We start from the raw sequence: 13,605 nt of genomic DNA on the forward strand, positions 1-13,605 counted from the left end.
CAAGACACTGGGGAATGTCTTATAAATTAGGGAGGAACAACTTCGATACATATACTATAAAATGTGGATGTGACGCCCGTGTGAACATAGAGTGAAAGAGAGAGGGAGTTTTAAATAGAAGATAGAAAGACAAAAAATAAGACCATCACACAGGATGGCCAAAGGAAGGGGACAATTTATGTCAATTTAATTAGGGATGGAAAGCTGTTCAAGACACTGGGGAATGTCTTATAAATTAGGGAGGAACAGCTCCGATACATATACTATAAAAGATAGATGTGACCCCTATGTGAACATAGAGTGAAAGGTATGAGGATTTAAGGAATGATACATATAAAATGATTGTTGTGAGAGTTATAGAGTAAGGATACTTATAATAGAAAGAGTCTTTTTATAAATGAAGTGAAGTTCGAGTATAAATAACAGTTGAAAACTATGAAAAAAAGGATTATGCTCAACTATATTATAAGAATATAAGGTTTATCCTGCTATTTAAGGTTTTTTATAAGCCTTTAGTTATGAGGGGAAAAAGGGAGCTAGTGAATATGGAAGTAACAAAAAGACAAAGGCTGTATAATCGTTTTATACGATTAAATCCACCACAAATATTAGCATTAGGTTTTTTCTGCTTAATTGTGGTTGGCGGTTTGTTATTAAAGTTACCATTCGCAACGAAAGTACATATTAGTTGGGTAGATGCTTTCTTTACGGCAACATCAGCAGCAACTGTAACGGGATTGGGAGTAGTAGATACTGCAAGTACGTTTACGATGTTTGGCGAAATTGTAATTATGTTTTTAATTCAAACGGGCGGTTTAGGTCTTATGACAATTGCCATTTTAATTGTTTGGGTATTAGGTAAAAAAATCGGATTACGTCATCGCTTATTAATTGGAGAGGCGTTTAATCAGACAAATATAGGTGGTCTCGTAAAATTAGTAAAACGTGTCTTTATATTTTCAATTTGTATTGAGTTTATTGGAGTCATCTTTTTATCATTTCGTTTTATTCCAGAGTTTGGCTTTGGAAAAGGTTTATACTATAGTATTTTTCACGTGATCGCATCTTATAATAATGCTGGATTTGCTCTATGGCCGGATAATTTAACAAGGTATGTAGGCGATCCGATTATTAATATTGGGATTTGCTCTTTAATCGTAATAGGTGGTCTCGGATTTACCGTACTAATTGATATATGGTATAGCCGGAGTTTTCGAAAACTATCGCTTCATTCCAAAATCATGATTATTGGAACGGTAGCGCTAAATGTGATAGCGATGATTGTGATTTTTGTATTGGAATATAATAATGTGAAGACGTTAGGGAATTTACCGTTAAATGAAAAGTTATGGGCTTCTTTTTTCCAAGGGATTACTCCTCGTACGGCTGGATTTAATACAGTTGACTACGGGGGAATGGAAGAATCATCTATATTATTTACGATGGTTTTAATGTTTATTGGTGCAGGAAGTGTATCAACAGGTGGAGGGATTAAATTAACAACGTTTGTTATTTTAGTTACATCTGTTCTTTCTTTCTTTAGAAAGAAAGAGGAAATCGTATTATTTCAGCGCACAATTAAAATGTCGACAGTAACGAGAGCATTAGCAATTGCCGTTGCTAGTCAAATCCTTATTTTTGCAGCAGTATTTATGTTAATGCTTACAGAAGACTTCAGTTTTATTCAGTTACTATTTGAAACAATTTCAGCGTTTGGAACGGTAGGATTAACGATGGGAATTACTGCAAAGTTATCAGCGTTTGGAAAATGTATGATTATGTTTGTTATGTTTTGTGGATTAATCGGACCGTTAACACTTGTATTTTCTTTAGCGCGACCAGCAAAACAAAAAATTAAATATCCGTCAGAAGATGTATTTACAGGATAAGGTATCCCGCATAAGCGAGATACCTTTTTCTTTTTAAAAGAGGGAGAACAATAAGCCGATAAGCGCTACTCGGAATAAAATTGCAATGAGTGCTGCAATTCCGCCGACAATCGCAGCGATACCACCAGTTACAGTAGCTCCGCGATTATAAGCGTAAATACCTAGTAGTACAGAAACAAGACCGAATAATGTTGGGAAGGTGAAAAGTGATAAGATAGATAAGGCAAGAGCGATAAAGCCAGCCGTTGATCCAGCAGCGGACGATCTTACATCATCTTTATGTTCCTTCTCATCGTAATCATAATCAATGCGCTGTGGTGCAACCTCAGCTGCATATTCTTCTTTATAGTCACTATAATCACTATCTATTCTATCTCTTTTTTTATACTCATCAAATTTCTCAGTCAAAGTCATGACTCCTTTCATAACAAGGTTCAATAGTAGTATGTATCTCTTTTTCCTTTTTATCCGAGTATGTACAGGGAGTAATATCCATTTAAAAGGTGAAGATTGTTTTTTTGAAATAGGAAAAGTTAGTATGACTTCCTCTATTTTGGAAAGTATAAAAAAGAATAATGAGGAAAGGGTGCAATACATAATGGAACATCCAATTGAAAATTTAATGAAAACAGCAATGACAAATTTAAAAGAGATGGTAGATGTAAATACGATTGTTGGAAGTCCAGTTTCAACAGCTGACGGAAATGTAGTATTAACAGTATCTCAAGTGGCCTTTGGTTTTGGAGCTGGAGGAAGTGACTTTAAAGGTGAATTTATTTCCGAAAAACATAATAATGGACAAGGGCAGCATAAAGAGAATAAGCAAAGTCATCCATTTGGAGGCGGAAGCGGGGCTGGGGTTTCTATTAGCCCAGTTGCTTTTTTAGTAGTTGGTTCTAACGGTGTGCAAGTATTACATCTCAATAGTAGTACACATTTAATTGAAAAAGCTTTAAATACCGTACCAAGCACTGTAGATAAATTTGTAAATGGTCGCTAAAAGTGAACTTGCATTTTTTAGGAATTATGATATATTAGAAAAAGTGCGCTTTAGGATGATCGGAATAATTGAACTGTAAATATATATGATGTGTGGAATGAGGGAGAGGAATTTATGATTAATATCAAAAACTTAGTAGTTGGCTTATGTATGTTAGTAAGCGGTTTTGTTGTATATGTAATAAAAGAAAAAGCTCCATTCTAAAACAGACAAACCGTTATTGTCTGTTTTAAATTTGTGAAAAATGTTGACAAGTTGTTATATTGATGTTAAAATTTTAATTCGTGTCTCGGTTACAGCTAGTGTAAAGTAAATAAATCTTATAAATATAATACGAAAAGTTTGCGAAAGATCGGGTAGTTTTACCAACAACTTTTGTGAACAAACCCTATAAATTATAATTATAGGCTTTATAGGTATACTAGTGAATCAAGGAGCGGTCAGTGGAACCGTAATGATGAGAGAGAGGTAGGGCTTTCATCCAGTATATGTTACTTTCCCGTTAGGTGAATATAAAAAAGAGGACTCCTTTTCAGAAGGAGTCCTCTTTCTTTTTTGTATGGAATTTAAATGCGGCTCTCAACTTGCTGGCAAATTTCATCTGTTGTTAAACCGTGGGCGTTAATTACCGATCCTTTTATTGATGTATCTGCAATACCCATCATATTAGAATCTTGCCCAGTTACAACGCAACAGTCACATCCTTGTGCGTCATGTTCCGAGTTAATTGTAACGACTTCATGCCCCTGTTGCTGAAGAGCTTGTTGGACATCTGTTAACGAATTTTCAACACCAATTTTAGCCATAATTCTCACCTCCTACCATCTAGTTGTTAGTATGCTCAAGTTCATCGTATATATTTATACAAAGACGGTAGGAAGCATATATTTATCTGTTATTTACGGGTAGTCTGATTAAAGTACGACTTTATTTAGTCGTTATATACACCAGTAAGCATTTGGCTTACGAATTGATCGTTTAAAGTATCTTGGGCGGAAGAAGTATTTGAATGGATGTCGATGGAAGCAATAAAATTGTTATGTTCTTTATTATTTGGTTCTACCTCTACATAATTATCGAATTTACAAAAACCTTTCGTATCCATTAGATCGAATAGTTGAAGCATTTCTACTACCTCTTGTCTCGTTCCTTTAATTTGTACACACGCCATATTGATTTCCTCCTTCATTTTGACAAATTGTTTTTTAAAAATAGGATTATGATTCCGAAATGAAAAATATGAATGTTATTTTTAGACAGCGTTATTTTTATTATTTCCCCCCTTTTTCAGCAAAAGTCGTTGTATATTCCCGAATTTATAAAAACGGACGTCCGTTTATTGAATACAATAGATTCGTATCAATTGACGAAAATCCTTCTTTTAAACAAATATTTTTTTAATGGAAATTGACGAAAAAAATTTTTTGACTTTTTGTAAACGTTAACAATGTTGTTAAATCAATATAATTAAAGATGTACGTACGAATAAAAATTATAAATTTTCTAAAAATTCACTTGATTTATTTAGAAAGGAGAGTAAACTAGGAAACAATAAAAAATTCATAGAACATAGGAGGCGCTTTCCAGTGAACGAGCAATGGATTTTCTTAAATGGAGAATTTGTTCCAAAAGACGAGGCAAAAGTATCAGTATATGATCATGGTTATTTATATGGAGATGGAGTATTTGAAGGAATTAGAGTCTATAGCGGTAATGTTTTCCGTTTGAGAGAGCATCTTGTCCGGTTATATGAATCAGCAAAATCCATCATGTTAGAAATTCCATATTCTTTAGATGAAGTAACGAATATTGTTGTTGAGACGATTCGACAAAATAAATTATCTAATGGATACATTCGCCTAGTTGTATCGAGAGGAGCAGGAAATCTTGGGTTAGATCCTGATTCTTGTAAGAAACCGAATGTAGTAGTAATTGCAGAGCAACTATCTTTATTCCCGCAAGAATATTATGAAAAAGGGATTCCAGTTGTAACAGTTGCAACGCGCCGAAACCGTCCAGATGTATTGTCGCCTCAAGTAAAATCTTTAAATTACTTAAACAATATTTTAGTTCGCATCGAAGCGAAATTGGCTGGAGTACAAGAAGCGCTTATGTTAAATGATCAAGGATACGTAGCTGAAGGCTCAGGGGATAACGTATTTATTGTAAAAGGAAATAAATTAATTACACCACCAAGTTCTGCTGGAGCGTTAGAAGGCATTACACGAAACGCTATTTTAGAAATTGGTGAAAAACTTGGATATGACGTTAGAGAAGAGTTATTTACAAGACATGACGTATATGTAGCTGATGAAGTATTTTTAACAGGAACAGCAGCTGAAGTGATTGCTGTTACGACAGTAGATGGTAGAACGATTGGTTTAGGGCAAACGGGTCCACATACGAATCGTTTACTAGAAGAATTCCGAAAGTTAGTTATAGAAGATGGAGAGAAAATTTACGAAGAAAATAAAGTTGGATAACAACTTTTTATAACATAAGAAAGCGTTGATAGGGAGGAGTAGTTGATTGTGAAGCCTCACAGAGAGTCGGTGGTTGCTGGAAACCGATGGTTCACGTCGACGAACATCGCCCTTGAGTGCTAAGCTGAAGCATTTGTCTAGGCTTAGACGGTAGCTCCGTTACTAGCTAGACTCATTTTATGGGTCACTGAGGCAAGAGTATTCTTGCAAAGAAGGGTGGTACCGCGAAATCTTTCGTCCCTTCAGCACATAGCTGGAGTGTGGACGTAGGATTTTTTTTATTGATAAAAGTTTTTAAAAGGGGGCTTATAAGAACAATGTCTTCAAAAACGGAAGAGAAACTGGCAACTGGTGCACAGCTATTGTTAGAAGCGCTAGAAAAGGAAGGAGTAGAAGTGATTTTTGGTTATCCTGGTGGTGCTGTTTTACCTCTTTATGATGCACTCTATGACTGTGAAATTCCGCATATTTTAACAAGGCATGAACAAGGTGCTATTCACGCTGCTGAAGGATATGCCAGAATTACTGGCAATCCAGGGGTTGTCATTGCAACGAGTGGACCGGGTGCTACAAATGTGATTACTGGTCTAGCAGATGCGATGATTGATTCGTTACCACTTGTTGTATTTACAGGGCAAGTAGCGACAACATTAATTGGAAGTGATGCTTTTCAAGAAGCCGATATTATGGGGCTTACGATGCCGGTGACAAAACATAATTATCAAGTGCGAAAGGCTTCAGATTTACCTCGAATTATTAAAGAAGCATTTCATATTGCGAGAACAGGAAGACCAGGGCCAGTCGTTATTGACCTTCCGAAAGATATGGTAGTAGAGCAAGGCGAACGATGTAGTGATGCGCAAATGGATTTACCAGGATACAACCCGAATTATGAACCGAATCTACTTCAAATAAACAAATTATTACAAGCAATTAGGGTTGCAAACAAGCCATTAATTTTAGCTGGAGCAGGTGTATTGCATGCGAAAGCTTCGAAAGAATTAACAAGTTTTGCTCGTAAATACGAAATTCCTGTTGTGCATACATTACTTGGTCTTGGTGGCTTTCCGCCAGATGATGAACTTTTTCTAGGCATGGGAGGGATGCATGGTTCTTACACAGCTAATATGGCGTTATATGAATGCGACTTACTCATTAATATAGGTGCGAGATTCGATGATCGTCTTACTGGAAATTTAGCTTATTTTGCTAAGGAGGCGACTGTCGCGCATATTGATATTGATCCAGCAGAAATCGGAAAAAATGTGCCGACTGAAATTCCTATTGTTGCAAGTGCTAAGCAAGCGCTCCAAGTATTACTTCAACCAGAAGGAAGGAAAGAAAATCATCATGAGTGGATCTCTTTATTAAAGAATAGAAAAGAAAAGTATCCATTCTCTTATAAACGAAATTCTGAAAGTATTAAGCCTCAATATGCAATTGATATGTTATATGAAATTACGAAAGGAGAAGCGATTGTAACAACAGATGTGGGGCAACATCAAATGTGGGCAGCACAATATTATCCGCTGAAAAATCCTGATAAATGGGTAACTTCAGGAGGATTAGGAACGATGGGATTCGGATTCCCTGCAGCAATTGGTGCACAAATTGCAAAGCCTGAAGAACTAGTTATTGCAATTGTTGGTGACGCTGGATTTCAAATGACTCTGCAAGAATTAAGTGTGTTAAAAGAACACTCTTTACCTGTTAAAGTATTTATTTTAAATAATGAAGCTTTAGGAATGGTAAGACAATGGCAAGATGAATTTTATAACCAAAGATATTCGCACTCTTTACTATCGTGTCAACCAGATTTCGTTGCTCTTGCGAATGCGTATGGCATAAAAGGAGTTCGCATAGATGATCCACTTCTTGCGAAGAAACAATTGCAGCATGCAATTGAATTACAAGAACCGGTCGTAATTGATTGCCGTGTACTTCAATCAGAAAAGGTAATGCCGATGGTTGCGCCAGGGAAAGGTGTTCACCAAATGGAGGGAGTGGAAAAAAGGTGAAGAGAATTGTTACAGCAACAGTTCGAAATCAAAGTGGTGTGTTAAACCGAATTACAGGTGTTATGACACGAAGACATTTTAATATTGAAAGTATTTCAGTAGGTCATACGGAATCATCGGACATATCGCGGATGACGATTGTTGTACACGTTGAAAATGAACAGCAAGTTGAGCAGCTAATTAAACAACTGCATAAGCAAATTGATGTTTTGAAAGTATCAGATATTACAGAAGAAGCGATGATTGCAAGAGAACTTGCACTTATTAAAGTAGCAACTTCGGTAGCGAGGGCGGAATTATACAGTTTAATTGAACCGTTTCGAGCCGCTGTAATAGATGTTGGAAAGGATTCCATAGTTGTGCAAGTAACAGGTACACAGGAGAAAGTAGAAGCATTAATTGAATTACTTCGTCCATACGGTTTGAAAGAAATTGCAAGAACAGGGGTAACAGCCTTTACGCGTAGTATGAAAAAACAAGATAAGCAAGTTATGTTAATTCAATAAGCATTTAAATATAGGGGGAAATGAAAATGGCAAAAGTTTATTATGAAAAAGATGTAACGGTAAATGTATTAAAGGAAAAAAAAGTAGCAATCATTGGATACGGATCGCAAGGTCATGCGCATGCGCAAAACTTACGTGATAACGGATTTGATGTAGTAGTAGGTTTAAGAAAAGGGAAGTCTTGGGATAAAGCGAAAGAAGATGGATTTTCAGTATATACAGTAGCGGAAGCAGCAAAGCAGGCTGATGTAGTAATGATTTTACTGCCAGATGAACTGCAACCAGAAGTATATGAAGCGGAAATTGCGCCAAATTTACAGGCAGGAAATTCTCTCGTTTTTGCACACGGATTTAATGTTCACTTTGATCAAGTGAAACCACAAGCGAATGTAGATGTATTTTTAGTAGCACCAAAAGGGCCGGGACATTTAGTTCGTCGTACGTTTGCTGAAGGAGGAGCTGTTCCGGCACTATTTGCAGTATACCAAGATGCAACAGGAGTTGCGACTGAAAAGGCACTTTCTTATGCCGATGGAATTGGAGCGACGAGAGCTGGTGTATTAGAAACGACATTTAAAGAAGAAACGGAAACAGATTTATTTGGAGAGCAAGCTGTACTTTGCGGCGGAGTAACTGCGCTGGTGAAAGCTGGATTTGAAACGTTAGTTGATGCCGGATATCAGCCGGAACTTGCATATTTTGAATGTTTACATGAACTGAAACTTATTGTTGACCTTATGTATGAAGGTGGACTTGAAAATATGAGATATTCAGTTTCAGATACAGCGCAGTGGGGCGACTTCGTATCAGGGCCACGCGTTGTAACGGAAGATACGAAGAAAGCGATGGGTACAGTGCTAGCAGAAATTCAAGATGGTACATTTGCAAGAGGTTGGATTGCAGAGCATAAAGCAGGAAGACCGAATTTCCATGCGACAAATGAGAAAGAGAATGAACATGAAATCGAAGTAGTTGGACGTAAATTACGTGAAATGATGCCTTTCGTACAGCCGCGAGTAAAGGTAGGGATGAAATAATATGAAGCAGATTTTGTTCATGGATACGACGCTACGTGATGGCGAACAATCACCAGGAGTGAATTTAAATGAACAAGAGAAATTGCAAATTGCAAGGCAATTAGAGAGACTAGGGATCCATGTTATGGAAGCTGGCTTTGCAGCAGCTTCCGAAGGGGATTTTCAATCGGTAAAACGCATCGCGAATACAATTCAAAATGCTACAGTTATGAGTTTAGCTAGAGCAAAAGAAAGCGATATTCGAAGAGCATATGAAGCTGTGAAAGGTGCGGTATCTCCTCGTTTACACGTATTTTTAGCTACAAGTGATATTCATATGAAATATAAACTTTGTATGTCAAAAGAGGATGTATTAGATAGTATTCATCGTTCTGTTACACTTGGAAAATCATTATTTCCAACAGTACAATTTTCTGCAGAAGATGCGACAAGAACAGCAAGAGATTTTTTAGCTGAGGCAGTAGAAGTTGCGATTCGTGCAGGAGCGAATGTAATTAATATTCCAGATACAGTTGGATATACGAATCCAGAAGAATATTATTCTCTTTTTAAGTACTTACAAGAATCCGTTCCTTCATATGAAAAAGCAATTTTCTCTTGTCATTGTCACGATGACCTTGGGATGGCTGTAGCAAATTCGCTAGCTGCGGTTGAAGGGGGAGCATTGCAAGTAGAGGGAACAATTAATGGAATTGGAGAGAGAGCAGGGAATGCGGCATTAGAAGAAGTCGCAGTTGCTCTTCATATTAGAAAAGATTTCTATCAAGCAGAGCCTTCTATGACGCTAAAAGAAATTAAAGCGACAAGTACATTAGTAAGCAGATTAACAGGTATGGTTGTACCGAAAAATAAAGCAATCGTTGGAGCGAATGCATTCGCTCATGAATCCGGAATTCATCAAGATGGTGTATTAAAAGAAGTGACAACGTATGAAATTATTGAACCAGAGTTAGTAGGCGAATCTCAAAACCTATTTGTACTTGGAAAACATTCTGGACGTCACGCGTTTACAGAAAAAATGAAAGAGCTTGGCTATGAATTTACAACGGAAGAACGAGATGCAGTGTTTGAAGCGTTTAAAAAATTAGCTGATCGTAAGAAGGAAATTACTGAGGAAGATTTACGAGCACTTATGCTTGGTGAAGCAGCATTTGCGGCTCAGCAATATAATATTACGCAACTGCAAGTACATTTCGTATCAAATAGTACACAATGTGCGACAGTTGTACTAAAAGATGAGGAAGGAAATGTATTCGAAGATGCAGCTACTGGCTCTGGTAGTATTGAAGCAATTTATAATGCAATCCAAAGAATTTTAGGATTAGAATGTGAATTGGCGGATTATCGCATACAATCTATTACGCAAGGTCAAGATGCACTGGCTCATGTTCATGTTGAATTAAAAGAAGGAACACATCAAGTATCAGGTTTTGGTGTTGCGCAAGACGTATTGGAAGCGTCGGCGAGAGCATATGTCCACGCAGCGGGGAAATTGAAATCTTTTATCCAGCTTGTGAAATAAGTGTTTGATAGGTGAGAGGGACTATTCTCACCTGTCAAATTAATGTTCTGAAAATTCAGCAAAAAAGGAGTGTTGAAATTGGAAAAACGTATCGTTTGTTTAGCTGGTGATGGTGTTGGACCGGAAGTTATGGAAAGTGCGAAGGAAGTATTGCATATGGTAGAAAGGTTATATGGTCATCATTTTCATTTGCAAGATGAGTACTTTGGCGGGAGTGCTATCGATTTAAATGGGCAACCATTACCACAACGAACGCTTGCCGCTTGTTTAGCAAGTGATGCGGTTTTACTAGGAGCAGTTGGTGGACCAAGGTGGGATAGTGCGAAAGAAAGACCAGAGAAAGGATTATTAGCTTTAAGAAAAGGGCTTGGTGTATTTGCGAACGTTCGCCCTGTAACGGTAGAAAGTGCAACGGCACATTTATCGCCATTAAAAAAGGCTGATGAAATTGATTTCGTTGTCGTTCGTGAATTAACAGGTGGGATTTATTTTTCTTATCCGAAAGAACGAACCGACGAAGTAGCAACAGATACACTTACGTATCATCGCCATGAAATTGAACGTATCGTTTCTTATGCCTTTCAATTAGCGAGTAAACGGAAGAAAAAAGTAACATCTATTGATAAGGCGAATGTTTTAGAATCTAGTAAACTATGGAGAACTGTAACAGAAGAAGTAGCCCTTCGTTATCCAGATGTTGAACTAGAACATATTTTAGTAGATGCAGCTGCTATGGAGTTAATTCGGAATCCAGGACGGTTTGATGTAATTGTAACAGAAAATTTATTTGGGGATATTTTAAGTGACGAAGCTTCCGTATTAGCTGGATCATTAGGAATGCTTCCATCAGCAAGTCACGCGGAAAAGGGCCCTTCGCTATACGAGCCTATTCACGGATCAGCGCCGGATATTGCCGGGAAAAATAAGGCAAATCCAATTGCGATGATGCGCTCTGTTGCCATGATGCTTGGGCAATCGTTCGGATTAACGAGAGAGGGGTGTGCAATTGAAGAAGCGATTTCAGCAGTCCTTAAATTAGGAAAATGTACAGCAGATATTGGCGGGACTGAAACGACAACTTCATTTACGAAGGCAGTAATGCAAGAAATGGAAGAGCAAGCACTAGTAGGGAGAGGAAGATAATGGGGAAAAGGTTGCTAGATAAACTTTGGGAAAGACACGTAGTTGCGACAAATGAAAATGGATTAGATTTATTATATATCGATCTGCACCTTGTTCATGAAGTAACGTCACCGCAAGCCTTTGAAGGCTTGCGGCTTACAAATCGAACGGTACGCAGACCAGATTTAACATTCGCAACGATGGATCATAATATTCCAACGAAAGATGTTTGGAATATTACTGATCGCATTGCGAAGCAGCAACTAGATACACTTCGGGAAAATTGTAAACAATTTCAGGTGCCGTTAGCGGATATCGGAGATGAAGAGCAAGGGATCGTTCATGTTATCGGACCAGAACTTGGGCTCACGCAGCCAGGCAAAACAATTGTTTGTGGTGATAGTCATACAGCAACGCACGGTGCGTTTGGTGCGCTAGCGTTTGGTATTGGTACGAGTGAAGTGGAACATGTATTGGCAACGCAAACGCTGTGGCAAAGAAAACCGAAAGCGATGGGCATTGAGTTAAAAGGAAAATTACAGAAAGGCGTTTACGCAAAAGATATTATTTTGCATCTCCTTTCAAAGTACGGTGTAGCAGTTGGAACGGGATATGTAATGGAATTTTACGGAGAGACGATTCAGGCTATGGAGATGGAAGAGAGAATGACGCTTTGTAATATGGCGATTGAAGGAGGAGCAAAAGCGGGTATTATCGCGCCAGATGAAAAAACAGTTGCTTATGTAAAAGGACGTAAATATGCACCGAAAGACTATGAAACTTTCGAGAAGAAATGGTCTGAACTTTATACAGATGCAGATGCAATGTATGATTTACATATTTCGATAGACGTTACGGATTTAGCGCCATACGTTACGTGGGGAACAAATCCGAGTATGGGAGTTCGTATTGATGAGAAATTGCCAGAAAAGCATGATGTAAATGACGAAAGAGCATTTTCTTATATGGGATTAAGCCCTGGACAAAGTACGTATGACATTCCAGTTCAACATGTTTTTATTGGATCTTGTACAAATTCCAGGCTCTCAGATTTAGAAATTGCTGCATCTGTTGTGAAAGGGAGAAAGGTAAAAGAAGGTGTGCGAGCACTCGTTGTGCCTGGATCGAAAAGAGTAAGGGACGCGGCGATGCAAAAAGGACTACATCACATATTTGAAGAAGCAGGATTTGAATGGAGAGAACCTGGATGTTCCATGTGTCTTGGAATGAATCCAGATCAAGTACCTGAAGGAGAGCATTGCGCTTCCACTTCAAATCGTAATTTTGAAGGGAGACAAGGAAAAGGAGCACGAACACATTTAGTTAGCCCAGCAATGGCGGCAGCAGCTGCGTTATATGGTCATTTTGTTGATATTAGAAAGGAGAGTTATGATGGAGCCATTTCGTATTCATAAAGGTACTGCCGCAGTACTTATGAATGATAACATTGATACAGATCAAATTATTCCGAAGCAATATTTAAAGAGAATTGAAAGGACGGGATTTGGAAAATATTTATTTGATGAGTGGCGGTATGATAATGAACGACACGAAAACCTTAATTTCCCACTTAATGCACCAGATAGAAAAGGAGCAAGTATATTAATTACAGGTGATAATTTTGGATGTGGTTCCTCAAGAGAACACGCACCTTGGGCACTTGCTGATTATGGTTTCCGCGTAATTATCGCGGGAGGGTTTGCAGATATTTTTTATATGAATTGTATGAAGAATGGTATGTTACCAATTGTAATGGATAAAGAAATGCGAGAAAAGCTTGCCAAAACGGATGCAAGAGAACAAATAGAAGTAAATTTAGAGAATGAAGTAATTACAGCAAGTACGCACAGGTTTCATTTTACAATAGAGAAAATGTGGAAAGAGAAATTATTAAATGGTTTAGATGAAATTAGTATTACAATGCAATATGAACAAGAAATAAAGGAGTATGAAAGAATGGTAGCTGTATATTAAAAGATAACGGAATATTTAAAATGTATTTACATTCAGAATTAAGTATTATATACT

General features: G+C 37.5%; 14 protein-coding genes and 1 other annotated feature. Of the genes, 11 read left to right on the forward strand and 3 right to left on the reverse strand.

Features of this window, described 5'->3' with window-relative positions; all coding sequences use genetic code 11:
• Window positions 1–545 precede the first annotated feature (545 nt).
• A complete protein-coding gene (locus PDQ68_RS06925; protein WP_000454127.1) occupies window positions 546–1,889 on the forward strand; it encodes a TrkH family potassium uptake protein in 1,344 nt (447 codons plus the stop codon).
• Between the two features lie 33 nt (window positions 1,890–1,922).
• Here PDQ68_RS06925 and PDQ68_RS06930 read toward each other — a convergent pair whose 3' ends face one another.
• Window positions 1,923–2,315: an imidazole glycerol phosphate synthase gene (locus PDQ68_RS06930; protein ID WP_001997037.1), complete on the reverse strand. Its 393-nt coding sequence runs from the start codon at window positions 2,313–2,315 to the stop codon at window positions 1,923–1,925.
• Window positions 2,316–2,427: 112 nt separating this feature from the next.
• Here PDQ68_RS06930 and ytfJ point away from each other — a divergent pair, with 112 nt between their 5' ends.
• Both ytfJ and PDQ68_RS06940 read left to right on the forward strand, forming a co-directional pair.
• Window positions 2,428–2,889 carry a GerW family sporulation protein gene (gene ytfJ / locus PDQ68_RS06935; RefSeq protein WP_001997038.1) on the forward strand — a complete coding sequence of 154 codons (462 nt, stop codon included), beginning with the start codon at window positions 2,428–2,430 and terminating at the stop codon, window positions 2,887–2,889.
• Between the two features lie 114 nt (window positions 2,890–3,003).
• Window positions 3,004–3,093, forward strand: coding sequence for a hypothetical protein (locus tag PDQ68_RS06940; protein WP_000608225.1), 90 nt, complete (start codon window positions 3,004–3,006; stop codon window positions 3,091–3,093).
• Window positions 3,094–3,455: 362 nt separating this feature from the next.
• Here the strand turns inward: PDQ68_RS06940 and PDQ68_RS06945 are convergent, their stop codons facing one another.
• Together PDQ68_RS06945 and PDQ68_RS06950 are read right to left on the reverse strand one after the other, a co-directional pair.
• Window positions 3,456–3,695 (reverse strand): YkuS family protein, encoded by a 240-nt coding sequence (locus PDQ68_RS06945; protein ID WP_001062581.1) that lies wholly within the window; start codon window positions 3,693–3,695, stop codon window positions 3,456–3,458.
• 125 nt (window positions 3,696–3,820) lie between these two features.
• A complete protein-coding gene (locus PDQ68_RS06950; protein ID WP_000752504.1) occupies window positions 3,821–4,060 on the reverse strand; it encodes a DUF3911 family protein in 240 nt (79 codons plus the stop codon).
• Between the two features lie 415 nt (window positions 4,061–4,475).
• On the opposite strand from PDQ68_RS06950, the gene ilvE reads away from it, so the two are divergent.
• The 8 genes from ilvE to leuD all read left to right on the forward strand — a co-directional run bounded on the left by ilvE (window position 4,476) and on the right by leuD (window position 13,551).
• Complete coding sequence (gene ilvE / locus PDQ68_RS06955) at window positions 4,476–5,372, forward strand: branched-chain-amino-acid transaminase (protein ID WP_001005497.1); 897 nt, start codon at window positions 4,476–4,478, stop codon at window positions 5,370–5,372.
• A gap of 16 nt (window positions 5,373–5,388) precedes the next feature.
• Window positions 5,389–5,617 (forward strand) — a binding site (T-box leader).
• Between the two features lie 72 nt (window positions 5,618–5,689).
• Window positions 5,690–7,390, forward strand: coding sequence for an acetolactate synthase large subunit (gene ilvB / locus PDQ68_RS06960; protein WP_061183983.1), 1,701 nt, complete (start codon window positions 5,690–5,692; stop codon window positions 7,388–7,390).
• Window positions 7,387–7,896 (forward strand): acetolactate synthase small subunit, encoded by a 510-nt coding sequence (gene ilvN, locus PDQ68_RS06965; protein ID WP_000822948.1) that lies wholly within the window; start codon window positions 7,387–7,389, stop codon window positions 7,894–7,896. Before ilvB ends, ilvN begins: the two co-directional genes overlap by 4 nt.
• Before the next feature lie 26 nt (window positions 7,897–7,922).
• Window positions 7,923–8,933 carry a ketol-acid reductoisomerase gene (gene ilvC, locus PDQ68_RS06970; RefSeq protein ID WP_061183984.1) on the forward strand — a complete coding sequence of 337 codons (1,011 nt, stop codon included), beginning with the start codon at window positions 7,923–7,925 and terminating at the stop codon, window positions 8,931–8,933.
• A gap of 1 nt (window position 8,934) precedes the next feature.
• Window positions 8,935–10,455, forward strand: a complete 1,521-nt coding sequence (leuA, locus tag PDQ68_RS06975) for a 2-isopropylmalate synthase (protein ID WP_000809579.1) — start codon at window positions 8,935–8,937, stop codon at window positions 10,453–10,455.
• A 78-nt stretch (window positions 10,456–10,533) separates the two neighbouring features.
• A complete protein-coding gene (gene leuB / locus PDQ68_RS06980) occupies window positions 10,534–11,598 on the forward strand; it encodes a 3-isopropylmalate dehydrogenase (RefSeq protein WP_000415369.1) in 1,065 nt (354 codons plus the stop codon).
• The gene (leuC, locus tag PDQ68_RS06985; RefSeq protein WP_000518107.1) at window positions 11,598–12,992 is read left to right on the forward strand and encodes a 3-isopropylmalate dehydratase large subunit; all 1,395 of its coding nucleotides are present in this window, start codon (window positions 11,598–11,600) and stop codon (window positions 12,990–12,992) included. Before leuB ends, leuC begins: the two co-directional genes overlap by 1 nt.
• On the forward strand, window positions 12,970–13,551 hold the full coding sequence (gene leuD, locus PDQ68_RS06990) for a 3-isopropylmalate dehydratase small subunit (protein WP_061183985.1): 582 nt from the start codon (window positions 12,970–12,972) through the stop codon (window positions 13,549–13,551). The genes leuC and leuD overlap by 23 nt, the downstream gene beginning before the upstream one ends.
• The last annotated feature ends 54 nt before the right edge of the window (window positions 13,552–13,605 follow it).

Source organism: Bacillus cereus group sp. Bc010, from assembly GCF_027716745.1.
In the GTDB taxonomy this organism is placed as follows: Bacteria; Bacillota; Bacilli; order Bacillales; family Bacillaceae_G; genus Bacillus_A; species Bacillus_A pacificus.